Raw genomic sequence first — 24,452 nt, 5'->3', positions numbered from 1 at the left:
AGGAGGTCAGTATGGGTAAACCTTTATTAACGGATGAAATGATTGAAAGAGCTAATAGAGGCGAAAAAATTTCGGGTCCCCCTTTTCTTGATGACGAGGAAACCAAGATTTTACCAACCTCTTCTTCCCGTTTTGGTTATGCTAATCCTAAGGATTATGGTTTTAGCCAGGAAACCTTGAAGATTCAGGTCGAACCGTCTATTCATAAAAGCCGTCGCATTGAAAATACCAAGAGAAATGTCTTCAATTCTAAACTGAATAAAATCTTATTTGCAGTCACCTTTCTCTTGATTTTGCTTGTCTTAGCAATGAAACTTTTGTAATAGAAAAGGAATTGAAATGAAAATTGGAATTATTGCGGCTATGCCAGAAGAACTGGCTTATCTGGTCCAGCATCTAGAAAATGCCCAGGAGCAAGTTGTTTTAGGCAATACCTATCATACAGGAAGCATTGCCTCGCATGAAGTCGTTCTCGTAGAGAGCGGAATTGGTAAGGTCATGTCTGCTATGAGTGTGGCGATTTTAGCTGATCATTTCCAGGTAGACGCTTTGATTAATACGGGATCTGCTGGGGCAGTAGCAGAAGGTATTGCTGTTGGGGATGTTGTGATTGCCGACAAATTAGCCTATCATGATGTGGATGTCACAGCTTTTGGCTATGCTTATGGGCAAATGGCGCAACAACCGCTTTATTTCGAATCAGATAAAAACTTTGTTGCCAAAATCCAAAAGAGTCTATCTCAATTGGATCAAAACGGGCATCTTGGTTTGATTGCCACAGGAGATAGTTTTGTTGCAGGAAATGATAAGATAGAAGCGATTAAGTCTCATTTCCCAGATGTTTTAGCCGTGGAGATGGAGGGGGCAGCGATTGCTCAGGCAGCTCATGCCCTTAATCTTCCAGTCTTAGTCATCCGAGCTATGAGTGATAATGCCAACCATGAAGCAAACATCTCTTTTGATGAGTTTATTATCGAAGCTGGATGTCGCTCTGCCCAAGTCTTATTAGCCTTTTTGAAGGCCTTAAATTAAGCGAAAATTTGACAGTTTTTCTAGCTTATGATAAGATTTAAGTAAAGAAAAGCTAGAAAACGTTTCAGAGGATATTATGAGTATTGAAATGACCGTCAGTGAGATTGCAGAGGTCTTAGGATTATCTCGCCAAGCAATCAATAACCGTGTCAAAGAATTACCAGAAGAAGACACAGATAAAAATGACAAAGGGGTAACAGTCGTTACCAGAAGTGGCTTGATTAAGCTAGAAGAAATCTATAAAAAAACGATTTTTGAAGATGAGCCTGTCAGTGAAGATGTCAAGCAGCGTGAACTGATGGAGATTCTAGTTGATGAGAAGAATGCAGAAATTCTCCGTCTCTATGAACAATTAAAAGCCAAGGATCGTCAGTTATCAGAAAAAGATGAGCAGATGCGCATCAAAGACCGTCAGATTGCTGAGAAAGACAAACAACTCGATCAGCAGCAACAATTGACTCTTCAAGCCATGAAGGATCAAGAAAATCTCAAGCTAGAGCTGGACCAAGCAAAAGAAGAAGTCCAATCCACTAAGAAAGGCTTTTTTGCTCGTTTATTTGGAGGATAATCAAGGAGCTGTTTAGGTTAAATGCTAACCTGATGGCTTCTTTTGTTTCTAAATAGTATAGTTGCTCAAGTAATACTCAATGAAAATCAAAGAGCAAACTAGGAAACTAGCCGTAGGCTGTACTTGAGTACGGCAAGGCGACGTTGACGTGGTTTGAATTTGATTTTCGAAGAGTATAAAATAACAGTATAGGAGAGGTAGAAAATGGAACGATTAGAAGATTACATTGCTTTTGACTTAGAATTTAATCAGCATGAAGGACAAACACACTTGATTCAAGTATCGGCAGTGCGTTTTAGAGATGGTCAGGAAATTGACGCCTATGATTCCTATGTCCATACTAGTGTGCCTCTAAAGAGTTTTATCAATGGATTGACGGGGATTACAGCTGAGACCTTAAAAGATGCTCCTCCAGTGGAGAAAGTCATCAAAGATTTCCAAGAGTTTGTGGGTTCTTTGCCGATGGTTGGATACAATGCTGCTAAAAGTGATTTGCCTATTCTAGCAGAGCATGGTTTAGACTACAGCCAGCAGTACAAGGTGGATTTGTATGATGAAGCTTTTGAACGTCGGAGTTCGGATTTACATGGTATTGCCAATCTCAAATTGCAAACTGTTGCCTCATTTCTTGGATTTCAAGGTCAGTCCCATAATAGCTTAGAAGATGCTCGTATGACAGCGCGTGTTTACGAGTCCTTTATAGAGTCGGATCAAGCTAGAGAATTGTTAGGGACAGAAAGTAGTCTATCAAATAATCCTTTTGGTGGCTTGGACTTGTCTCAATTATTTGACTAGGAGTGCCTATGAAACCTGAAAAACCTAAAAATCTAGGTTTTAGGAAAATCTACTTTAATCTAGATAAAATTCTCTTTCTCTTTTTCTTGATATTCATGATGATTGAGTTTGTCTGGTTACCACTTAATTCTTGGATTGCCGGACTTTTACTCCGTCAGACAGGTTATCTCTTTCTTTCCTACAACAATATTTTTGCCATTATAACGGGCTCACCCTTTGTTAGTCTTGCTTTATTTGTTCTGGTAATCGTTAATTTACTGATCGCCTATTACCAGATAGGACTTCTCTTTATCGGAGCTCGACACCTCCTCTATCATGAAAAGAGAACTCTGCTGGAGTATAGTCGCAAGGTCTTTCGCCAAAGTTTCTTATTTATGAGACAAGTGACGATTTCCAAAATGGCCTTTATCTTCTTTTATGTCATGATGCTTTTTCCATTGATTCGAAAGATTTTAAAGATTTACTATCTCAATAAAATTGTCATTCCGGACTTTATCGTTGATTATGTGGAAGACAAGTATTGGCTTGTAGGTATAGTGGTTACTATTCTTGCCTTGATACTGTTTTACATTTCAGTACGTTTCATGTTTGCCCTACCTCAGCTTTTATTTGAGAAAAAAACAGTCAAAGAAGCTGTCAGATACAGTCTAGAGAAGACAAGAAAGCACTCCTGGTTTTATACTTGGAACTTGCTTTGGATTGTCGTCAAAACCTACCTATTTTTCATTCTTCTGTTGATTCCAATCCTAGCAAGTCAGACACTGATGGATGGTCTGACCCATAAGGAATCTCTTGTTCTGGGAATTATCAACTTTGTCTTGATAAAGAATTTCCACTATATAGCCTTGACTTACTTTCTCATTAAGTTTGTTTCCTTCTTAACGGGAGAAGAACTAGAAATCACACCAAGGAGAAAGAAAGATCACTGGATGAGATGGGGAGTGATGGGCTGTGCTTGTATCTTTTTCGCTCTTGAGGGTTATGTTTATTTAGAAGCTCCAGTTTCACATAAACCTTTAATTATCTCTCATCGCGGTGTTTCAGATAAAAATGGTGTTCAAAATACCGTCCAATCACTAGAAAAAACCGCTCAGTTATCTCCAGATTTCGTTGAGACAGATGTTCAGGAAACAAAAGATGGCCAGTTTGTCATGATGCATGATGCCAATATCAAGAATCTGACAGGAGTCAATGCCAATCCCCAAGATTTAACTTTGGAAGAATTAACTAAACTAAATATTTCAGAAAATGGTTATCATAGCAAGGTGTCTAGTTTTGATGATTATCTCAATAAAGCCAATGAATTGCATCAAAAACTCCTCATTGAGATTAAAACCAGTCGAAAAGATAGCCCAGATATGATGAAACGCTTTATGGAAAAATATGGAAGTATCATCAAGCAAAATGGTCACCAAATGCAATCCTTAGACTACCATGTGATTGACCAGGTGCTAGCCTACGATTCTCAAATTCCAGTCTATTTCATCCTACCTTATAATAGTATTTTTCCAAGAACCAAGGCTACAGGTTATACCATGGAGTATTCAACTTTAGATGAAAATTTTGTCAACAAGCTTTGGAATACCGATCAGAAATTGTACGTGTGGACCATCAATAGTTCAGAGTCCTTTGATAAATCTGTTCAGTTAGGAGCTGATGGCATGATAACGGATGACTTGGAAATGATTCAAGATCAAGTTACCATTGCCCAAGAAGACCCTGAGTATACTGAATTGCTTTTCAAACAGGCCATGGAATTCTTTAATTTTTAGTAAGCAAAAAGAGGTTGATCAAAAATTCACCTCTAAAATAGTAAAAAAACGAGCGATGTATCAGTTGGATATGCTCGTTTTATTATGCCATGGTTTATAATTGATACTCAATGAAAATCAAAGAGCAAACTAGGAAGCTGGCCGCAGGTTGCTCAAAGTACAACTTTGAGGTTGCAAATAAAACTGACGAAGTCAGTAACATACGTACGGTAAGGTGATGCTGACGTGGTTTGAAGAGATTTTCGAAGAGTATGAAATAAGAATAAAACAGGAAGTAATGCCTATGAAGTGGTTGAACTAGGTTATTTATGTCAGATGTAAAAGGGTTACTAACTTCTGCGTGAAGAAGGCTTTCGAATTTATGTCAAACAGAAAATGGATGTTTCCCCTTTTGGGGCAGATGAGAGAGTATTGTTGGCATGTGCAGAGTTTATGTTAGAAATAAATAAGCTGACATAACATAGCTAGGATTCATCTTTATGAGTATGAATCTCACAAAATTGGTCAAGAATCTAGCATCTAAAACATCAATTATACAAAAACACAGTCTCTTTTTGGCTTGATTGTGGTCAAGACAGAAGTTACTGCGCAGTTTTATTTTTGAGTTGATTTTTTCTTAGACCATGTGCTTACTGAGGATTGCTTTTATTTTCTGAAGTTGGAGTATTGGACTGTTTTTCATTTTCAGTGGTAGGTTTACTTAGAGCAGGTGTAGTAGAGTCCTGAGTTGCTGTTTTCTGCTCTTCTTTTTTCTCCTCCTTGACGCTGGATTTTGGCGTTTCTTCTTGCTGTATTTTTTCTTGAGAAGTGTTATTTTCCTTATTGGGACTGGTGTTTTCCTTAGGGGATTCCTTTTGAATTTCTTTGACAATGGTTGTGGTCTGGCTTGTCGTAGGTTCTTTTTTAGTATTTTTATTATTATCCAAGGCGTTCATGATCGTGATAGTCGCAGTAATCAAGCCAAGGATACTACCGATAGTAGCAACGGTTTTTTGAAAGACCGTGAAGCCTTTTTTGATGTGTTCTGTTTTTGGTTTTGAAGTTCTACGATAATTAGACATGCATTCTCTCCTTTGATTAAAACTTATTATACCGCATTTCTTTAAAAAAATCTTAAAAAAAGAGGAATTGCCCTTTCTTGTCGCAGGCTCCGTTTCATGATACAATAGAAGGAGTGATTTTAGAAAGCGTGAGAAAACATGATTTACTTTGATAATTCGGCGACGACCAAGCCTTATCCTGAAGCCCTTGAAACTTATATGCAGGTCGCTTCAAAAATTTTAGGAAATCCATCTAGTCTCCATGGTTTGGGAGACCAGGCAACACGAATCTTAGATGCTTCTCGCCAACAGATTGCAAATTTAATAGGTAAGAAAAGCGATGAAATCTTCTTTACTTCTGGTGGGACAGAAGGAGATAACTGGGTCATCAAGGGTGTGGCCTTTGAAAAAGCCCAGTTTGGCAAGCACATCATCGTATCAGCCATTGAACATCCAGCAGTCAAGGAATCAGCTCTTTGGTTGAAATCTCAAGGTTTTGAAGTGGATTTGGCTCCAGTAGATGAGAAAGGATTTGTCGATGTTGAGGCGCTAGCAGATTTGATACGACCAGATACGAACCTCGTTTCCATCATGGCAGTGAACAATGAAATTGGCTCTGTTCAGCCCATTGAGGCTATTTCAGAACTGTTAGCAGACAAGCCGACTATTTCCTTCCACGTTGATGCGGTTCAGGCACTTGCCAAGATTCCGACTGAAAAGTATCTGACAGAACGAGTGGATTTCGCGACTTTTTCTAGTCACAAGTTCCACGGAGTTCGTGGTGTTGGTTTTGTCTATATCAAGTCTGGCAAGAAGATTACGCCTCTTTTAACAGGTGGTGGTCAGGAACGTGATTACCGTTCGACAACTGAAAATGTGGCAGGAATTGCAGCGACTGCCAAGGCTCTCCGCTTGTCTATGGAAAAGCTAGATATCTTTAGGAGCAAGACTGGGCAGATGAAGTCAGTAATTCGTCAAGCACTTCTGGACTATCCAGATATTTTTGTCTTTTCGGATGAGGAAGACTTCGCCCCTCATATTCTGACTTTTGGAATCAAGGGTGTTCGTGGTGAAGTCATCGTTCACGCCTTTGAAGACTATGATATTTTTATCTCAACGACCTCTGCTTGTTCGTCCAAGGCTGGGAAACCTGCAGGAACCCTGATTGCCATGGGAGTGGACAAGGATAAGGCTCAGTCAGCTGTGCGTCTTAGCCTAGACCTTGAAAATGATATGAGTCAGGTCGAGCAGTTTTTGACCAAGTTAAAATTGATTTACAATCAAACTAGAAAAGTAAGATAGGAGCATTCATGCAATATTCAGAAATTATGATTCGCTACGGTGAGCTGTCAACAAAGGGCAAAAACCGTATGCGTTTCATCAATAAACTTCGCAATAATATTTCAGACGTTTTGTCTATCTATCCCCAAGTTAAGGTAACGGCAGATCGCGACCGTGCCCACGCTTACCTCAATGGAGCAGATTACACAGCAGTAGCAGAATCGCTCAAACAAGTATTTGGGATTCAAAACTTTTCCCCTGTTTATAAGATTGAAAAATCTGTAGAAGTTCTGAAGTCTTCTGTGCAAGAGATTATGCAGGACATCTACAAGGAAGGCATGACCTTTAAGATTTCTAGCAAGCGTAGCGACCACAACTTTGAACTCGACAGTCGTGAACTCAACCAAACCCTTGGAGGTGCTGTTTTTGAAGCTATTCCAAATGTGCAAGCTCAAATGAAAAGTCCTGACATCAATCTTCAGGTGGAGATACGTGAAGAAGCAGCCTATCTTTCTTATGAAACCATTCGTGGGGCTGGTGGTTTGCCAGTTGGAACTTCAGGTAAAGGGATGCTCATGTTGTCAGGAGGGATTGACTCACCTGTAGCAGGTTATCTTGCACTGAAACGTGGGGTGGATATCGAGGCAGTTCACTTTGCCAGCCCACCCTACACCAGTCCTGGAGCCCTTAAAAAAGCCCAAGATTTGACTCGTAAATTGACCAAGTTTGGGGGCAATATCCAGTTTATCGAAGTGCCTTTCACAGAGATTCAAGAGGAAATCAAGGCCAAAGCGCCAGAAGCCTACCTTATGACCTTGACGCGTCGTTTTATGATGCGGATTACCGATCGTATTCGTGAGGTACGAAATGGTTTAGTTATCATCAATGGGGAAAGTCTTGGTCAAGTAGCCAGCCAAACCCTCGAAAGCATGCAGGCTATCAATGCAGTTACCAACACTCCTATCATCCGTCCAGTTGTGACAATGGATAAGTTGGAAATCATTGACATTGCTCAGGAAATTGACACCTTTGACATTTCTATCCAGCCTTTTGAAGACTGTTGTACCATTTTTGCGCCAGATCGTCCAAAGACTAATCCTAAGATTAAGAATGCGGAGCAGTACGAAGCGCGTATGGATGTTGAAGCTTTGGTTGAACGAGCTGTGGCTGGAATCATGATTACTGAGATTACACCGCAGGCTGAAAAAGATGAAGTGGATGACTTGATTGACAATCTTCTCTAATCAGAAAATCCAGAAGAATTTAGAAAAATAGATGAAAAAGTTAGTTTTTAATTCCAAAAGTGGAAGCAAAACTAACTTTTTTTCTATAATTGTGATATAATAAAATAAAATTTTGAATATAGAGAGTTTTCTGACAATGAATCAATCCTACTTTTATCTAAAAATGAAAGAACACAAGCTTAAGGTTCCTTATACAGGTAAGGAGCGCCGTGTGCGTGTTCTTCTGCCTAAAGATTATGAGAAAGACACGAATCGTTCCTATCCTGTTATTTACTTTCATGACGGGCAAAATGTTTTTTATAGCAAGGAGTCTTTCATTGGCCATTCATGGAAGATTATACCAGCTATTAAGCGTAATCCTGATATCAGTCGCATGATTGTCGTAGCCATTGATAATGATGGCATGGGGCGGATGAATGAGTATGCGGCATGGAAATTCCAAGAATCTCCTATCCCAGGGCAGCAGTTTGGCGGTAAGGGTGTGGAGTATGCCGAGTTTGTTATGGAGGTGGTCAAGCCATTTATCGATGAGACCTACCGTACCAAAGCTGATCGCCAGCATACGGCTATGATTGGGTCTTCACTAGGAGGCAATATTACCCAGTTTATCGGTTTGGAATACCAAGACCAAATTGGCTGTCTAGGGGTCTTTTCATCTGCCAACTGGCTCCATCAAGAAGCCTTTAATCGTTATATCGAGCGCAAGAAACTATCGCCTGACCAGCGTATCTTTATCTATGTTGGAACAGAAGAAGCAGATGATACGGACAAGACCCTGATGGCAGGTAATATCAAACAAGCCTATATCGATTCGTCTCTTCGCTATTACCATGATTTGGTAGCAGGGGGAGTACACTTGGGCAATCTTGTCTTAAAAGTTCAGTCTGGTGCCATCCATAGTGAAATCCCTTGGTCGGAAAATTTACCAGACTGTCTGAGATTTTTTGCAGAGAAATGGTAAGTTAGAAAAGGAGAAGGCCAATGCATATTGAAAACCTTAGCCACTGGAGTGGCAATCTTAACCGTGAAATGTACCTTAACCGTTATGGTCATGCTGGGATTCCAGTTGTGGTCTTTGCTTCATCAGGTGGTAGTCACAATGAATACTATGATTTTGGCATGATTGATGCTTGTGCTTCCTTTATCGAGGAAGGCCGTGTTCAGTTCTTTACCCTATCCAGTGTAGACAGTGAGAGCTGGTTGGCCACTTGGAAAAACGGTCACGACCAAGCGGAGATGCATCGTGCCTACGAGCGCTATGTGATTGAGGAGGCCATTCCTTTTATCAAGCATAAGACAGGTTGGTTTGATGGTATGATGACGACAGGTTGCTCCATGGGCGCCTACCATGCAGTCAACTTTTTTCTCCAACATCCAGATGTCTTTACCAAGGTGATTGCTCTTAGTGGTGTTTACGATGCACGTTTCTTTGTCGGCGATTACTACAATGACGATGCCATTTACCAAAACTCGCCAGTAGATTATATCTGGAACCAGAACGACGGCTGGTTTATTGACCGTTATCGTCAGGCAGAGATTGTGCTTTGTACGGGTCTCGGTGCCTGGGAACAAGATGGCTTGCCATCCTTCTACAAGCTTAAAGAAGCCTTTGACCAGAAACAAATTCCAGCCTGGTTTGCTGAATGGGGACACGATGTCGCCCACGACTGGGAATGGTGGCGCAAACAAATGCCTTATTTCCTTGGAAATCTCTATTTATAAAAGGAGTTACCTATGAATTACCTTGTTATTTCTCCCTACTATCCGCAAAACTTTCAACAGTTTACCATCGAACTTGCCAATAAAGGTATCACCGTCTTGGGAATTGGTCAGGAACCTTACGAGCAACTGGATGAGCCCTTGCGCAATAGCCTGACCGAGTATTTCCGTGTTGATAATCTTGAGAACATAGACGAAGTCAAACGTGCAGTTGCTTTTCTCTTTTATAAACATGGTCCTATCGACCGCATCGAATCTCATAATGAATACTGGCTTGAGTTAGATGCAAGTCTTCGTGAGCAATTCAATGTTTTTGGTGCCAAACCAGAGGATCTCAAAAAGACGAAATATAAGTCTGAAATGAAGAAGCTTTTCAAAAAAGCTGGTGTCCCTGTAGTCCCTGGAGCTGTTATCAAGACGGAAGCAGATGTGGATCAAGCTGTGAACGAAATCGGTCTTCCAATGATTGCCAAACCTGATAATGGAGTGGGAGCAGCCGCAACCTTTAAGCTTGAAACAGAAGACGATATCAATCACTTCAAGCAAGAATGGGATCATTCGACCGTTTATTTCTTTGAAAAATTTGTCACTTCCAGCGAAATTTGCACCTTTGACGGACTTGTGGACAAGGATGGCAAGATTGTCTTTTCAACGACTTTCGACTATGCCTATACACCGCTGGATCTCATGATTTACAAGATGGACAATTCTTATTACGTTCTCAAGGATATGGATCCTAAATTACGTAAATATGGTGAGGCCATTGTCAAAGAATTTGGTATGAAAGAACGGTTCTTCCATATTGAGTTCTTCCGTGAAGGGGACGACTACATTGCCATTGAGTACAATAACCGTCCTGCAGGTGGTTTTACCATTGATGTTTATAACTTTGCTCATTCCTTGGACCTCTATCGTGGCTATGCAGCTATTGTCGCGGGAGAAGAGTTCCCAGCGTCAGATTTTGAACCGCAGTATTGTTTGGCTACTTCTCGCCGTGCAAATGCTCACTATGTCTATTCTGAGGAGGACTTGCTTGACAAATATAGCCAGCAGTTCAAGGTTAAAAAAATCATGCCAGCGGCCTTTGCGGAACTTCAAGGAGATTACCTGTATATGTTGACAACTCCGAGTCGACAAGAAATGGATCAGATGATTAAGGACTTTGGTCAGCGTCAGGCTTGAGAGACTATCGGATTAAGGAAATTCACTCCCTTAGTCCTTTTGTTTTTTTATGAGAAACACAGCGGATTGACACAAGAGTAGGACAATTTTTGAGGTGCTTTTTAATATGAGCCCAGGTTTTCTCAATAAGATTGTACTCAGGTGAGTGGGGAGGAATAAGAAATAAAGCTACTTTTTCTGGGGCTTATTCATAGTAGGTGTGATTCTTTTTTTCGAATGTATCCCATAGCTTTGAGAGCATAGTGGATAGTATAGTAGATTGAAATAAGATGTGAACGAAGTGATTGAGAAAGTCAATTTTTTCTAGAAATGTTTTAGCAACCGTAATGTGCTATTCTAGATTCAATACGCTATAGTTGATGACAGCCAAATTCAGAAGCTATTTCAGTCAAATAAGCGTCTGGATTCTCAGTAAGATAGTTTTTAAGTCTATCTCTATCAACTTTTCTTGGTTTTGTTCCTTTTACTTGATGGTTTAGATCACCTATTTTCTCTTTTAGATAATGATATTACGTGAGATTTGGAAAACGTGTGATGTTTCTGTTATACTACCTATTCGCTTACAATAGGCGAGAACTTTTTTTACGTAAATCTATTGAATATGGCATAAGATGACTGCACCACATTGTGTACTATCTTTAGTTCATTTTGTCATATTTCTGTCGAAACAGGTTACTAATATTAATGTACGGGCTCTATGTATGTCAAAAATAAGTTCAGTTATTGAATAGATTTTACTAAACGAGATAGAAGAATAATTTGAGTCTTTTATGCAATCTCCATATAGGATTCATTACGACAGATACCTTAGATTCTTTTTATTGAAGAAATTTTCTGAAAATTACAAAATATACTTGCTATTTTAGAAAAAAAGTGTAGAATATAAGAAATAGGTTTTTAGAATAAGGAGTGGAATATGACAGTAACGATTGATTGGGAAAACCTTGGTTTCTCCTATATGAAATTACCTTATCGCTATATTGCTCATTTTAAAAATGGACAATGGAATCAAGGAGAACTTACAGAAGATGCAACCTTGCATATTTCAGAGTCTTCTCCAAGTCTTCACTATGGTCAACAAGCCTTTGAAGGTTTGAAAGCTTACCGTACTAAGGATGGCAGTGTTCAACTTTTCCGTCCTGACGAAAATGCTAAACGTCTGCAACGTACTTGTAATCGTCTCTTGATGCCACAAGTTCCGACAGACATGTTTGTAGAAGCTTGTAAGGCAGTTGTCCGCGCGAATGAAGAATACGTACCACCATATGGAACAGGTGGAACCCTTTATCTTCGTCCACTTTTGATTGGTGTTGGAGATATTATCGGGGTTAAACCAGCAGAGGAATACATTTTCACCATCTTTGCTATGCCAGTTGGAAATTACTTTAAGGGTGGTTTGGTCCCAACCAACTTCTTAATTCAGGATGAATACGACCGTGCAGCGCCAAATGGTACAGGTGCAGCTAAAGTTGGTGGGAACTATGCTGCCAGTCTCTTGCCAGGGAAATTGGCCAAGTCACGTCATTTCTCAGATGTTATCTATCTAGACCCTTCAACTCATACAAAGATTGAAGAAGTCGGTTCAGCTAACTTCTTTGGAATTACAGCTGACAATGAGTTTGTAACACCATTGAGTCCATCTATCTTGCCATCTATTACTAAGTATTCTTTGCTTTATTTGGCAGAACACCGCTTGGGCTTGACTCCTATTGAGGGAGATGTCCCAATTGATAACCTTGACCGTTTTGTAGAGGCAGGTGCCTGTGGTACAGCAGCAGTTATTTCGCCAATTGGTGGAATTCAGCACGGCGATGATTTCCATGTATTCTATAGTGAAACAGAAGTTGGCCCTGTGACTCGTAAACTCTATGATGAATTGACAGGTATTCAGTTTGGTGATATTGAAGCGCCAGAAGGTTGGATTGTAAAAGTAGATTAAAACAAACAAAAGGAGATTTTTGATGAAATCGAAAAAGTGGCTCTTAACAGCAGGAGTGGTCCTGAGCACAACAGCTCTTTTAGTGGCTTGTGGAAAAGCTGATAAAGAAGCAGATGCACCGACAACATTTTCATATGTCTATGCAGTAGATCCAGCATCTTTGGACTATAGTATAGCGACTCGTACATCTACAACAGATGTCATCGGGAACGTGGTTGATGGCTTGATGGAAAACGACCAATACGGAAATGTTATTCCTTCCTTGGCTGAGGATTGGTCTGTGTCAAAAGATGGTTTGACTTATACCTACAAACTTCGTAAAGGAGTTAAATGGTACACTTCTGAAGGTGAAGAATATGCAGAAGTAACAGCCCATGACTTTGTAACAGGATTGAAACATGTAGCTGATGGTAAGTCAGACGGTGTCTCGCTCATCCAAAATTCAATTAAGGGTTTGGATGCCTACATGACTGGTGAGACCAATGATTTCTCTACAGTTGGTGTTAAGGCCTTGGACGATTATACAGTTGAATATACCTTAAACAAACCAGAAAGCTTCTGGAACTCTAAAGTCACAACAGCGACGATGTTGCCTGTAAATGAAGAGTTTTTGAAGGCATCAGGTAAAGATTATGGAGCAGTTACTCCAGCAGGGATTCTTTACAATGGTCCTTATATCTTGAAGACCTTGACTTCTAAATCGTTAATCGAATACGAGAAAAATCCAAACTACTGGGATAAAGAAAAGGTAAAAATAGAGAAAATCAAATTGACCTACTACGATGGTTCTGATCAGGAATCCTTGATTCGTAGCTTCTCTTCAGGTGCCTATACGACAGCCCGTCTCTTCCCAAGTAGCTCAAACTTTGCTTCAACTTTGGAACAATACGGAGATAAAATCACCTATAGCCCACAGGATTCAAGTAGTTATTACTTCACCTTTAACGTAAATCGTCAGTCATATAATAAAACTGCGAAAACAAGTGAAGAGCAAAAGACTTCTACAAAAGAAGCTATGCTTAATAAGGACTTCCGTCAGGCTATCAACTTTGCCTTCAACCGCCATTCTTATGCTGCCCAGCTAAATGGTGAAGACGGTGCGGACAAGATTATTCGTAACAGCCTTGTTCCTGACAACTTTGTACAAGCAGGGGGTAAAAACTTTGGTCAAATCGCTCAAGCTGAGTTGGTGAACTATGGTGACCAATGGAAAGGCGTTGAGTTAGTGGATGGTAAGGATTCTATCTACAACCCTGACAAGGCTAAAGCAGCATTTGAAAAAGCTAAGAAAGACTTGGAATCTAAAGGGGTAAGCTTCCCAATTCACTTGGATGTCCCAGTTGAACAAACAGATACCATCGCCGTTCAACAAAGCAACTCTTTCAAACAGTCTATCGAATCAACTCTTGGTGCTGAAAATGTTGTCATTGATGTTCTTCAAATGACAGATAATGAAAAGGAAACAATCACTTCTCAAGCGCGTGTTCCTTCTCAAAAAGATTATGATTTGAACAGTACAGGATGGGCTCCAAGTTATCAAGACCCAGCATCTTACTTGAATATCATGGATCCTAAATCAGGTTCTGCCATGAAGCACCTCGGTATCACTAAAGGGAAAGATAAGGATGTCGTAGCGAAACTTGGTTTGGACCAGTATAAGAAATTATTGGATGATGCCGATTCAGAAACTACAAATCTTGAAGAGCGCTATGAAAAATATGCCAAGGCTCAAGCTTGGTTGACAGATAGTTCATTATTGATGCCAACAGCTTCATCTGGTGGTTCTCCAGTTGTAAGTAATGTCGTGCCATTCTCAAAACCGTACTCACAAGTTGGTATTAAAGGTGACCCATATATCTTTAAAGGAATGAAATTGCAAAAAGATATCGTTACGACAAAAGAATATGAAGAAGCACTGAAAAAATGGCAAAAAGAAAAATTGGAATCAAATGGTAAGTACCAAAAAGAACTAGAAAAACACATTAAATAAAGCATAAAACTCTATATCAGACAAGCCTGATATAGAGTTTTTTCTTGCTAGTTTTAGGATTTTCTTGTAAAATAGAAAAAGTGAAGAGAGGTATGAAATGAGTAAGAAAGATAAAAAAATCGAAATTCAAGTAGCAGATGCTAAAGTTAATGTGGGAAAAGACAGTTTTGAAGGTTATACCTTGACCATTGGTAAAAAAGTTATCGGAGAAATTGCCGAATTAGATGGACAATTTGCCATCATAAAGAATGGGAATGTCGATAGTTTTTATAAAAAATTGGAAAAAGCTGTGGAAATTTTGATTGAAAATTATAATTTAGCAAAATAAGTCTTGTTTTTTTGAAATTTTCATGATATAATAGTCCATGTTGATTGTAGGAGAGATAGCGAAGAGGCTAAACGCGGCGGACTGTAAATCCGCTCCTTCGGGTTCGGGGGTTCGAATCCCTCTCTCTCCATTTCATCAATGGGGTATAGCCAAGCGGTAAGGCAAGGGACTTTGACTCCCTCATGCGTTGGTTCGAATCCAGCTACCCCAGTTCTTAGGTAATAATCAAGATAAAAAGCAAAATATCTTAGGGTATTTTATTTTTATAATTGAAAGACGTGAACGATATGAACATGTCCTTGCGGGTGCTTAGGAAAAAAATTATAAGTATGTCAAGTTTAAGAAAAACTTGATTGTTGGAGGATTTTTTAGATGAACGAATTTGAAGATTTGCTAAATAGCGTTAGCCAAGTTGAGACTGGTGATGTTGTTAGTGCTGAAGTATTGACAGTTGATGCGACTCAAGCTAACGTTGCAATCTCTGGAACTGGTGTTGAAGGTGTCTTGACTCTTCGCGAATTGACAAACGATCGCGATGCAGATATCAATGACTTTGTTAAAGTAGGAGAAGTATTGGATGTTCTTGTACTTCGTCAAGTAGTTGGTAAAGATACTGATACAGTTACATACCTTGTATCTAAAAAACGCCTTGAAGCTCGCAAAGCATGGGATAAACTTGTTGGTCGCGAAGAAGAAGTTGTTACTGTTAAAGGAACTCGTGCCGTTAAAGGTGGACTTTCAGTAGAATTTGAAGGTGTTCGTGGATTTATCCCAGCTTCAATGTTGGATACTCGTTTCGTACGTAATACTGAGCGTTTTGTAGGTCAAGAATTTGATGCTAAAATCAAAGAAGTTGACGCTAAAGAAAACCGCTTCATCCTTTCACGTCGTGAAGTTGTTGAAGCAACTACTGCAGCAGCTCGTGCTGAAGTATTCGGTAAATTGGCTGTTGGTGATGTTGTAACTGGTAAAGTTGCACGTATCACAAGCTTCGGTGCTTTCATCGACCTTGGTGGTGTTGACGGATTGGTTCACTTGACTGAATTGTCACACGAGCGTAACGTATCACCAAAATCAGTTGTAACTGTTGGTGAAGAAATTGAAGTGAAAATCCTTGATCTTAACGAAGAAGAAGGACGCGTATCACTTTCACTTAAAGCAACAACACCTGGACCATGGGATGGCGTTGAGCAAAAATTGGCTAAAGGTGATGTAGTTGAAGGAACAGTTAAACGTTTGACTGACTTTGGTGCATTTGTTGAAGTATTGCCAGGTATCGATGGACTTGTTCACGTATCACAAATTTCACACAAACGTATTGAAAATCCAAAAGAAGCTCTTAAAGTTGGTCAAGAAGTTAAAGTTAAAGTTCTTGAAGTTAACGCAGATGCAGAGCGCGTATCACTTTCTATCAAAGCTCTTGAAGAGCGTCCAGCTCAAGAAGAAGGACAAAAAGAAGAAAAACGTGCTGCTCGTCCACGTCGTCCAAAACGTCAAGAAAAACGTGATTTCGAACTTCCAGAAACACAAACAGGATTCTCAATGGCTGACTTGTTCGGTGATATCGAACTTTAATCAAATTGAAAATTCACAAAATCCTTTGTTTACTAAACAAGGGATTTTTCTTTTGTCTGTAAGCCTTTTTTGATATAATAGTTCTATGTTAGAATCAGAAAAACAATCACGTTATCAAATGTTAAATGAGGAGCTCTCTTTTTTATTGGAAGGTGAAACCAATGTTTTGGCTAATCTTTCCAACGCCAGTGCTCTTTTAAAATCACGCTTTTCCAATACTGTATTTGCAGGCTTTTATTTGTTTGATGGAAAGGAATTGGTTTTAGGTCCCTTCCAAGGCGGTGTTTCCTGTATCCGTATTGCACTAGGCAAGGGAGTTTGTGGGGAGGCAGCTCATTCTCAGGAAACTGTTATTGTTGGAGATGTAACGACTTATCCCAACTATATTTCTTGTGATAGTCGAGCTAAAAGTGAAATTGTTGTGCCCATGATAAAGAATAGTCAATTGCTTGGAGTTCTGGATCTGGATTCTTCAGAGATTGATGATTATGATGCTATGGATCGAGATTATTTGGAACAATTTGTCGCTATTTTGCTTGAAAAGACAGAATGGGACTTTACAATGTTTGGGGAGAAAGCCTAATGTATCAAGCACTTTATCGAAAATATAGAAGTCAAAACTTCTCTCAGTTGGTTGGACAGGAAGTCGTGGCTAAGACTCTTAAACAAGCAGTGGAGCAAGAGAAAATAAGTCATGCTTATCTTTTTTCTGGTCCTCGTGGAACGGGAAAAACTAGTGTGGCTAAGATTTTTGCCAAAGCTATGAACTGTCCAAATCAAGTTGGAGGTGAACCTTGTAATAGCTGTTATATTTGTCAGGCAGTGACGGACGGTAGTTTAGAAGATGTCATTGAAATGGATGCGGCTTCTAATAATGGGGTAGATGAAATTCGTGAAATTCGTGATAAATCTACCTACGCTCCTAGTCTTGCTCGCTATAAGGTCTATATCATAGATGAGGTTCACATGCTGTCTACAGGGGCCTTTAATGCCCTCTTAAAGACGCTGGAAGAGCCAACACAGAATGTGGTCTTTATATTGGCCACTACTGAATTGCACAAGATTCCTGCCACTATTCTATCCCGTGTGCAACGTTTTGAATTTAAATCGATTAAGACACAGGATATTAAGGAGCATATCCACTATATCTTAGAAAAAGAAAATATCAGTTCTGAACCAGAGGCTGTGGAAATTATTGCCAGACAGGCTGAAGGTGGAATGCGAGACGCCTTGTCTATTTTGGATCAAGCCCTGAGTTTGACACAGGGAAATGAATTGACGACTGCCATCTCTGAAGAAATTACAGGAACTATTAGTCTGTCAGCCTTGGATGATTATGTGGCTGCCTTATCTCAGCAGGATGTTCCTAAAGCCTTAGCTTGCTTAAATCTTCTCTTTGATAATGGTAAGAGCATGACTCGTTTTGTGACCGACCTTTTGCACTATTTAAGAGATTTGTTAATTGTTCAAACAGGGGGAGAAAACACTCATCATAGTCCAGTCTTTGTGGAGAATTTAGTTCTTCCTCAAGAAAATTTGTTTGAAATGATTCGCTTAGCAACAGTCAGTTTGGCAGATATTAAGTCTAGTTTGCAGCCTAAGATTTATGCTGAGATGATGACTATCCGTTTGGCGGAGATTAAGCCCGAACCAGCTCTTTCAGGGGCGGTTGAACATGAAATTGCTGCACTGAGACAGGAAGTTGCCCGTCTCAAACATGAACTCGCCAATGTGGGAACCGTAGCTAAGCCAACAAATCCAGCTCCTAGTCGTCCAACAGCAGGCAAAACAGTCTATCGTGTGGATCGCAATAAAGTTCAATCTATCTTACAGGAGGCTGTCGAAAATCCTGATTTAGCACGTCAAAATCTGATTCGCTTGCAGAATGCCTGGGGAGAGGTGATTGAAAGTCTTGGAGGTCCTGATAAGGCTCTGCTAGTTGGTTCTCAACCGGTTGCAGCCAATGAACACCATGCCATTCTTGCTTTTGAGTCTAACTTCAATGCTGGTCAAACCATGAAACGGGACAATCTCAACACCATGTTTGGCAACATCCTCAGTCAGGCTGCAGGTTTTTCACCTGAGATTTTAGCCATTTCCATGGAGGAATGGAAAGAAGTTCGCGCAGCCTTTTCAGCCAAAGCTAAATCTTCTCAAACTGAAAAAGAAGCAGAAGAAAGCCTGATTCCAGAAGGATTTGAATTTTTGGCTGATAAAGTGAAGGTAGAGGAAGACTAAAGAAAGATTTCATGATACAATAAGTTTATGAATAGACAACAATTTATTATCATCGCGCTGTTTACAGCTGCTGAGACCTATTTTTTCAATGAAGCATGGATGACTGGTCGTTATATTATGGCAGCCTTTTGGGCCATTTTGCTCTTTAGAAATTTCCGAGTTAGTTACTTGATGGGCAAGATTGTAGACGTCATTGACCAGCATTTAAAAGGAAAAGACTAGTCCTCAGCTTCTAGACAAAATCAAAGCCTTTTAGGCTTTTTTTTGTTATACTATAAAAGTATATTTATTGACCTTTTACCGTATTTTCTAGGGAAATCAAGTATGTTTCCAGTAAGAACTGTAAAGGCCTTGAAAAAGAAAGGAACTATCATGTCAGTATTAGAGATCAAAGATCTTCACGTTGAGATTGAAGGAAAAGAAATTTTAAAAGGGGTTAACCTGACCCTGAAAACAGGCGAAATCGCCGCTATCATGGGACCAAATGGTACTGGTAAATCGACTCTTTCTGCCGCTATCATGGGAAATCCAAACTATGAAGTTACCAAAGGTGAGGTCTTGTTTGATGGCGTAAACATCCTTGAGTTGGAAGTGGACGAGCGTGCGCGTATGGGACTTTTCCTTGCTATGCAATACCCATCAGAAATTCCTGGTATTACTAACGCTGAGTTTCTTCGTGCAGCTATGAATGCTGGTAAGGAAGACGATGAGAAGATTTCAGTTCGTGCGTTTATCACTAAATTGGATGAGAAGATGGAATTGCTCAACATGAAAGAAGAAATGGCAGAGCGTTACCTCAACGAAGGTTTCTCTGGTGGTGAGAAAAAACGCAATGAAATTCTTCAACTTTTGATGTTGGAACCAACTTTTGCCCTTTTGGACGAGATTGACTCTGGTCTTGATATTGACGCTCTTAAAGTCGTGTCGAAAGGTGTTAATGCCATGCGTGGTGAAGGTTTTGGTGCTATGATTATCACTCACTACCAACGTCTTTTGAACTACATCACACCAGACGTGGTACATGTGATGATGGAAGGGCGTGTTGTCCTTTCTGGTGGTCCAGAATTGGCTGCACGTTTGGAACGTGAAGGATACGCAAAACTAGCTGAAGAACTTGGCTACGACTACAAGGAAGAATTGTAATTCCCTCGTATCTTTTAGGAGAAGTAAATGACTAAAGAAAATATTAAACTTTTTTCAGAAATGCACGCTGAACCAAGCTGGTTGGCTGATCTCCGTCAAAAAGCTTTTGACAAGATTGAGACTTTGGAATTACCAGTTATTGAGCGTGTCAAATTCCACCGTTGGAATCTGGGTGATGGAACAATTACAGAAAGTGAGCCATCAGCAAACGTTCCAGATTTCACTGCACTAGATAATCACTTGAAGTTGGTGCAAGTAGGAACTCAAACTGTTTTTGAGCAAACTCCAGTTGAGTTAGCTGAACAGGGTGTTGTCTTCACAGATTTCCATACAGCTTTAGAAGAAATTCCAGAGCTTATTGAGGAATTCTTCATGTCATCTGTTAAATATGACGATGATAAGTTGGCAGCCTACCATACAGCTTATTTCAACAGTGGTGCTGTTCTCTACATTCCTGATAATGTTGAGATTAAAGAACCAATCGAAGGAATTTTCTATCAAGACAGCGATAGTGATGTGCCGTTTAACAAGCATATTATGATTATCGCTGGTAAAAATTCTAAGATTAGTTATCTGGAGCGTTTAGAGTCACGCGGTGAAGGAAGTGCCAAAGCAACTGCAAACATTACTGTTGAAGTAATTGCACGTTCTGGTGCTCAAGTGAAGTTTGCTGCGATCGACCGTCTAGGTGAAAACGTCACTGCTTACATTAGCCGTCGTGGTAAATTAGGCAACGATGCAAGCATTGACTGGGCAATCGGTGTCATGAACGAAGGAAACGTCGTTGCGGATTTTGATAGTGACTTGATTGGTAATGGTAGCCATGCCGACCTTAAAGTGGTAGCTCTTTCAAGTGGCCGTCAGGTACAAGGGATTGATACCCGAGTAACTAACTATGGTTGCAATTCAATCGGAAATATCCTCCAACATGGGGTTATTCTTGAAAAAGCAACCTTGACCTTCAATGGTATTGGCCACATTATTAAGGGTGCTAAGGGGGCAGATGCGCAACAAGAGAGCCGTGTTCTCATGCTTTCAGACCAAGCGCGTTCAGATGCCAATCCAATTCTTTTGATTGATGAAAATGACGTAACTGCAGGACACGCGGCTTCTATAGGTCAGGTAGATCCAGAAGATATGTATTACCTCATGAGCCGTGGCTTGGATAAGGCAACTGCAGAACGCTTGGTTGTTCGTGGTTTCCTTGGATCTGTTATCGTTGAGATTCCAGTCAAGGAAGTTCGTGATGAAATGATTACAACTATCGAAGAAAAATTGTCAAAACGCTAAGGGGTAGCCTATGTTAGATGTAGAAGCGATTCGCAAGGATTTTCCAATTTTAGACCAGATTGTCAACGATGAACCTTTGGTTTATCTGGATAATGCCGCGACGACACAAAAACCACTAGCAGTTCTGGAAACGATTAACCGTTATTATGAGCAGGACAATGCCAATGTTCATCGTGGCGTTCATACCTTGGCAGAAAGGGCAACAGCTTCCTATGAAGCTGCTCGTGAAACCGTTCGTAAGTTTATCAATGCAGGCTCTACAAAGGAAGTTCTCTTTACGAGGGGAACGACAACCAGTCTTAACTGGGTAGCACGCTTTGCAGAGGAAGTCTTGACTGAGGGAGATCAAGTTTTGATTTCTGTCATGGAACACCATTCCAATATCATTCCTTGGCAAGAGGCCTGCCGCAAGACTGGAGCTGAGCTTGTCTATGTCTATCTCAAGGATGGTGCTCTGGATATGGATGATTTACGAGCTAAATTGACTGATAAAGTCAAGTTTGTTTCGCTAGCTCACGCCTCAAATATTCTTGGTGTGGTCAGTCCAATCAAAGAAATCACTCAATTGGCCCACCAAGTGGGAGCCGTCATGGTGGTGGATGGTGCTCAGTCTACACCCCATATGAAGATTGATGTCCAGGATTTGGATGTTGACTTCTTTGCCTTTTCAGGTCACAAGATGGCGGGTCCAACTGGTATCGGTGTTCTTTACGGCAAAGAAAAGTATCTAGAACAAATGTCACCAATTGAATTCGGCGGCGAAATGATTGATTTCGTTTATGAGCAGTCTGCTAGCTGGAAGGAATTGCCTTGGAAATTCGAGGCAGGAACTCCTAATATGGCAGGTGCTATCGGACTAGCTACTGCAGTAGATTATCTAGAAAAAATTGGTATGGATGCGATTGAAGCTCATGAACAGGAGTTAATCTCTTACGTCTTTCCAAAACTGCAGGCTATTGAAGGTTTGACCATTTACGGTTCACAGGATTTAGCACAACGTTCGGGTGTAATTGCCTTTAACCTAGGCGACCTTCATCCTCACGACCTTGCGACTGCTTTGGATTATGAAGGAGTGGCTGTTCGAGCAGGTCACCACTGCGCCCAACCCTTGCTTCAGTATTTGGATGTCCCAGCAACAGCTCGCGCAAGTTTTTATATCTACAATACCAAGGCAGATTGCGACAAGCTAGTCGATGCTTTACAAAAGACAAAGGAGTTTTTCAATGGCACTTTCTAAACTAGATAGTCTTTATATGGCAGTGGTAGCGGACCATTCGAAAAATCCACATCATCAAGGGAAGTTAGAAGACGCTGAACAAATCAGTCTCAACAATCCGACCTGTGGGGATGTGATTAATCTCTCCGTCAAGTTTGATGCAGATGACCGCTTGGAGGATATCGCTTTTCTAAACTCAGGTTGTACCATCTCAACTGCCTCTGCTAGCATGATGACAGATGCAGTTTTAGGCAGAACTAAACAAGAAATTTTAGAACTTGCGACTATTTTTTCTGAAATGGTTCAAGGCCAAAAAGATGAACGCCAAGATCAACTAGGCGATGCAGCTTTCTTGTCAGGTGTTGCCAAATTCCCTCAACGAATCAAGTGTGCAACCTTAGCTTGGAACGCCCTCAAGAAAACAATTGAAAATCAAGAAAACAAGTAAGGCAAGTTTCTTTTGTCTTATGAATCAGTAGAAATGAAGAATGAAAGAAAGGATATTATGGCTGAAGAAAGAGTAGAACCAAAACCAATTGACCTTGGTGAATATAAATTTGGTTTCCATGATGATGTAGAGCCTGTCCTATCGACAGGAAAAGGATTGAACGAAGATGTCATTCGTGAACTATCAGCTGCTAAGGGAGAACCTGAGTGGATGTTAGAATTCCGTTTGAAGTCTTATGAAACCTTCAAAAAAATGCCTATGCAAACTTGGGGAGCAGACTTGTCAGAGATTGATTTTGATGACCTGATCTACTACCAAAAACCATCTGATAAACCAGCCCGTTCTTGGGATGAGGTTCCTGAAAAAATTAAAGAAACCTTTGAACGTATCGGGATTCCGGAAGCTGAGCGTGCTTATTTAGCAGGTGCCTCTGTCCAGTACGAGTCAGAAGTGGTTTACCACAACATGAAGGAAGAGTTCCAGAAATTGGGGATTATCTTTACAGATACAGATTCTGCCCTCAAGGAATACCCAGACTTGTTTAAACAATACTTTGCTAAGTTGGTACCGCCAACAGATAACAAATTGGCTGCCCTCAACTCAGCAGTATGGTCTGGTGGAACCTTTATCTACGTACCAAAAGGGGTCAAAGTGGATATTCCACTTCAAACTTACTTCCGTATCAACAACGAAAATACTGGTCAGTTTGAACGTACCTTGATTATCGTTGATGAGGGAGCAAGTGTCCATTATGTAGAAGGCTGTACAGCACCAACTTATTCAAGCAACAGTTTGCATGCTGCCATCGTAGAAATTTTTGCCTTGGATGGTGCTTATATGCGTTATACAACCATCCAAAACTGGTCTGATAACGTCTATAACTTGGTAACAAAGCGTGCTAAGGCTCAAAAGGATGCCACTGTTGAGTGGATTGATGGAAACTTGGGTGCCAAAACAACCATGAAATACCCATCTGTTTACCTAGATGGAGAAGGGGCGCGTGGTACCATGCTTTCTATTGCCTTTGCTAATGCAGGGCAACACCAAGATACTGGTGCTAAGATGATCCACAATGCTCCACATACTAGCTCGTCTATTGTGTCTAAATCTATCGCTAAAGGCGGAGGGAAGGTTGACTACCGTGGACAAGTAACCTTTAACAAAAACTCTAAGAAATCTGTTTCTCATATTGAGTGTGATACTATTATCATGGATGACTTATCAGCATCAGATACTATTCCATTTAATGAAATTCACAACTCGCAAGTTGCTTTGGAACACGAAGCCAAGGTTTCTAAGATTTCAGAGGAACAACTCTATTACCTCATGAGCCGTGGATTGTCAGAATCTGAAGCAACTGAGATGATTGTCATGGGATTTGTAGAGCCCTTTACAAAAGAACTTCCAATGGAGTATGCTGTTGAGCTGAACCGCTTGATTAGCTATGAAATGGAAGGGTCAGTTGGATAAAATTTGATTTTAGATTTACTAAAAATCAAGGACTTTGAAGATGAACTTGTAACAAAAAGAGACTGAGAAAAAATATTTTAAGAACAGAAAATGCATGATATCAGGTGCCAAAAAAACTTGATATTATGCGTTTTATTGTGGGAAGATTTATTGTATTCTCTCATGAAATAGAGTTTTTTCCT

General features: G+C 40.3%; 23 protein-coding genes, 2 tRNA genes and 3 pseudogenes. 25 read left to right on the top strand and 3 right to left on the bottom strand.

The annotated features are described in order from the left end of the window. Nucleotides 1–11: 11 nt before the first annotated feature. The 6 genes and pseudogenes from macP to ACAM22_RS05880 all read left to right on the top strand — a co-directional run. Entirely contained in the window at nucleotides 12–323 is a 312-nt protein-coding gene (gene macP, locus ACAM22_RS05905) for a cell wall synthase accessory phosphoprotein MacP (protein ID WP_369606502.1), read from the top strand. A 16-nt stretch (nucleotides 324–339) separates the two neighbouring features. Further along, on the top strand, nucleotides 340–1,032 hold the full coding sequence (locus ACAM22_RS05900) for a 5'-methylthioadenosine/adenosylhomocysteine nucleosidase (RefSeq protein ID WP_261050174.1): 693 nt from the start codon (nucleotides 340–342) through the stop codon (nucleotides 1,030–1,032). 76 nt (nucleotides 1,033–1,108) lie between these two features. Then, nucleotides 1,109–1,600, top strand: a complete 492-nt coding sequence (gene rocS / locus ACAM22_RS05895) for a chromosome segregation protein RocS (RefSeq protein ID WP_000021242.1) — start codon at nucleotides 1,109–1,111, stop codon at nucleotides 1,598–1,600. Between the two features lie 204 nt (nucleotides 1,601–1,804). Next, a complete protein-coding gene (locus tag ACAM22_RS05890; RefSeq protein WP_261050172.1) occupies nucleotides 1,805–2,395 on the top strand; it encodes a 3'-5' exonuclease in 591 nt (196 codons plus the stop codon). An 8-nt stretch (nucleotides 2,396–2,403) separates the two neighbouring features. Continuing rightward, nucleotides 2,404–4,167, top strand: a complete 1,764-nt coding sequence (locus tag ACAM22_RS05885) for a glycerophosphodiester phosphodiesterase (protein ID WP_261050170.1) — start codon at nucleotides 2,404–2,406, stop codon at nucleotides 4,165–4,167. A 342-nt stretch (nucleotides 4,168–4,509) separates the two neighbouring features. Then, nucleotides 4,510–4,771 (top strand): annotated as a pseudogene (locus tag ACAM22_RS05880) (IS5/IS1182 family transposase); the annotation flags it as partial. Between the two features lie 25 nt (nucleotides 4,772–4,796). Here ACAM22_RS05880 and ACAM22_RS05875 read toward each other — a convergent pair. Further along, nucleotides 4,797–5,228, bottom strand: a complete 432-nt coding sequence (locus ACAM22_RS05875) for a DUF6556 family protein (protein ID WP_261050168.1) — start codon at nucleotides 5,226–5,228, stop codon at nucleotides 4,797–4,799. Nucleotides 5,229–5,366: 138 nt separating this feature from the next. Here ACAM22_RS05875 and ACAM22_RS05870 point away from each other — a divergent pair, with 138 nt between their 5' ends. The 5 genes from ACAM22_RS05870 (at nucleotide 5,367) to ACAM22_RS05850 (ending at nucleotide 10,633) form a co-directional block, all read left to right on the top strand. Beyond that, on the top strand, nucleotides 5,367–6,509 hold the full coding sequence (locus ACAM22_RS05870) for a cysteine desulfurase family protein (RefSeq protein WP_261050167.1): 1,143 nt from the start codon (nucleotides 5,367–5,369) through the stop codon (nucleotides 6,507–6,509). Between the two features lie 8 nt (nucleotides 6,510–6,517). Next, the gene (thiI, locus tag ACAM22_RS05865; RefSeq protein WP_261043786.1) at nucleotides 6,518–7,732 is read left to right on the top strand and encodes a tRNA uracil 4-sulfurtransferase ThiI; all 1,215 of its coding nucleotides are present in this window, start codon (nucleotides 6,518–6,520) and stop codon (nucleotides 7,730–7,732) included. Nucleotides 7,733–7,868: 136 nt separating this feature from the next. Next, entirely contained in the window at nucleotides 7,869–8,693 is an 825-nt protein-coding gene (locus ACAM22_RS05860) for an alpha/beta hydrolase (RefSeq protein ID WP_060805693.1), read from the top strand. 20 nt (nucleotides 8,694–8,713) lie between these two features. Then, a complete protein-coding gene (locus ACAM22_RS05855; RefSeq protein ID WP_000546817.1) occupies nucleotides 8,714–9,454 on the top strand; it encodes an esterase family protein in 741 nt (246 codons plus the stop codon). Nucleotides 9,455–9,466: 12 nt separating this feature from the next. After that, on the top strand, nucleotides 9,467–10,633 hold the full coding sequence (locus ACAM22_RS05850; RefSeq protein WP_369606501.1) for an acetyl-CoA carboxylase biotin carboxylase subunit family protein: 1,167 nt from the start codon (nucleotides 9,467–9,469) through the stop codon (nucleotides 10,631–10,633). Nucleotides 10,634–10,655: 22 nt separating this feature from the next. Here the strand turns inward: ACAM22_RS05850 and ACAM22_RS05845 are convergent. Then, nucleotides 10,656–10,790: pseudogene (locus tag ACAM22_RS05845) on the bottom strand (hypothetical protein); the annotation flags it as partial. 202 nt (nucleotides 10,791–10,992) lie between these two features. Further along, nucleotides 10,993–11,241: pseudogene (locus tag ACAM22_RS05840) on the bottom strand (IS630 transposase-related protein); the annotation flags it as partial. Between the two features lie 308 nt (nucleotides 11,242–11,549). Between ACAM22_RS05840 and ACAM22_RS05835 the strand changes: the two are divergent. From ACAM22_RS05835 to sufB, 14 genes are all read left to right on the top strand, one after another. After that, nucleotides 11,550–12,572, top strand: coding sequence for a branched-chain amino acid aminotransferase (locus ACAM22_RS05835; protein WP_153226070.1), 1,023 nt, complete (start codon nucleotides 11,550–11,552; stop codon nucleotides 12,570–12,572). Between the two features lie 22 nt (nucleotides 12,573–12,594). Further along, nucleotides 12,595–14,562, top strand: a complete 1,968-nt coding sequence (locus ACAM22_RS05830) for a peptide ABC transporter substrate-binding protein (protein ID WP_077805000.1) — start codon at nucleotides 12,595–12,597, stop codon at nucleotides 14,560–14,562. A gap of 97 nt (nucleotides 14,563–14,659) precedes the next feature. Then, the gene (locus ACAM22_RS05825; RefSeq protein ID WP_000037113.1) at nucleotides 14,660–14,890 is read left to right on the top strand and encodes a DUF2969 domain-containing protein; all 231 of its coding nucleotides are present in this window, start codon (nucleotides 14,660–14,662) and stop codon (nucleotides 14,888–14,890) included. Nucleotides 14,891–14,939: 49 nt separating this feature from the next. Continuing rightward, nucleotides 14,940–15,020: transfer RNA gene (locus tag ACAM22_RS05820), tRNA-Tyr, on the top strand. A gap of 9 nt (nucleotides 15,021–15,029) precedes the next feature. After that, nucleotides 15,030–15,101: transfer RNA gene (locus ACAM22_RS05815), tRNA-Gln, on the top strand. Between the two features lie 161 nt (nucleotides 15,102–15,262). Continuing rightward, nucleotides 15,263–16,465 (top strand): 30S ribosomal protein S1, encoded by a 1,203-nt coding sequence (gene rpsA, locus ACAM22_RS05810; protein ID WP_261043780.1) that lies wholly within the window; start codon nucleotides 15,263–15,265, stop codon nucleotides 16,463–16,465. An 85-nt stretch (nucleotides 16,466–16,550) separates the two neighbouring features. Next, the gene (locus tag ACAM22_RS05805; protein ID WP_261043778.1) at nucleotides 16,551–17,048 is read left to right on the top strand and encodes a GAF domain-containing protein; all 498 of its coding nucleotides are present in this window, start codon (nucleotides 16,551–16,553) and stop codon (nucleotides 17,046–17,048) included. After that, entirely contained in the window at nucleotides 17,048–18,703 is a 1,656-nt protein-coding gene (gene dnaX / locus ACAM22_RS05800) for a DNA polymerase III subunit gamma/tau (RefSeq protein WP_261050130.1), read from the top strand. The genes ACAM22_RS05805 and dnaX overlap by 1 nt, the downstream gene beginning before the upstream one ends. Nucleotides 18,704–18,730: 27 nt before the next feature. Continuing rightward, entirely contained in the window at nucleotides 18,731–18,925 is a 195-nt protein-coding gene (locus tag ACAM22_RS05795) for a DUF3272 domain-containing protein (protein WP_001081602.1), read from the top strand. 150 nt (nucleotides 18,926–19,075) lie between these two features. Beyond that, a complete protein-coding gene (sufC, locus tag ACAM22_RS05790) occupies nucleotides 19,076–19,846 on the top strand; it encodes a Fe-S cluster assembly ATPase SufC (protein WP_261050128.1) in 771 nt (256 codons plus the stop codon). A gap of 27 nt (nucleotides 19,847–19,873) precedes the next feature. Further along, nucleotides 19,874–21,136, top strand: coding sequence for a Fe-S cluster assembly protein SufD (gene sufD, locus ACAM22_RS05785; protein WP_261050126.1), 1,263 nt, complete (start codon nucleotides 19,874–19,876; stop codon nucleotides 21,134–21,136). A 10-nt stretch (nucleotides 21,137–21,146) separates the two neighbouring features. Next, complete coding sequence (locus ACAM22_RS05780; RefSeq protein ID WP_261050125.1) at nucleotides 21,147–22,373, top strand: cysteine desulfurase; 1,227 nt, start codon at nucleotides 21,147–21,149, stop codon at nucleotides 22,371–22,373. Further along, nucleotides 22,360–22,800, top strand: a complete 441-nt coding sequence (gene sufU, locus ACAM22_RS05775; protein ID WP_369606500.1) for a Fe-S cluster assembly sulfur transfer protein SufU — start codon at nucleotides 22,360–22,362, stop codon at nucleotides 22,798–22,800. Before ACAM22_RS05780 ends, sufU begins: the two co-directional genes overlap by 14 nt. Nucleotides 22,801–22,857: 57 nt before the next feature. After that, entirely contained in the window at nucleotides 22,858–24,270 is a 1,413-nt protein-coding gene (gene sufB, locus ACAM22_RS05770; protein WP_369606499.1) for a Fe-S cluster assembly protein SufB, read from the top strand. The last annotated feature ends 182 nt before the right edge of the window (nucleotides 24,271–24,452 follow it).

The sequence above is a fragment of the Streptococcus sp. SN-1 genome (assembly GCF_041154385.1).
Taxonomy (GTDB): Bacteria; Bacillota; Bacilli; order Lactobacillales; family Streptococcaceae; genus Streptococcus; species Streptococcus mitis_CT.
The sequence above is the reverse complement of the archived record's forward strand: the minus strand, read 5'-3'. Positions and strand labels throughout refer to the sequence as shown.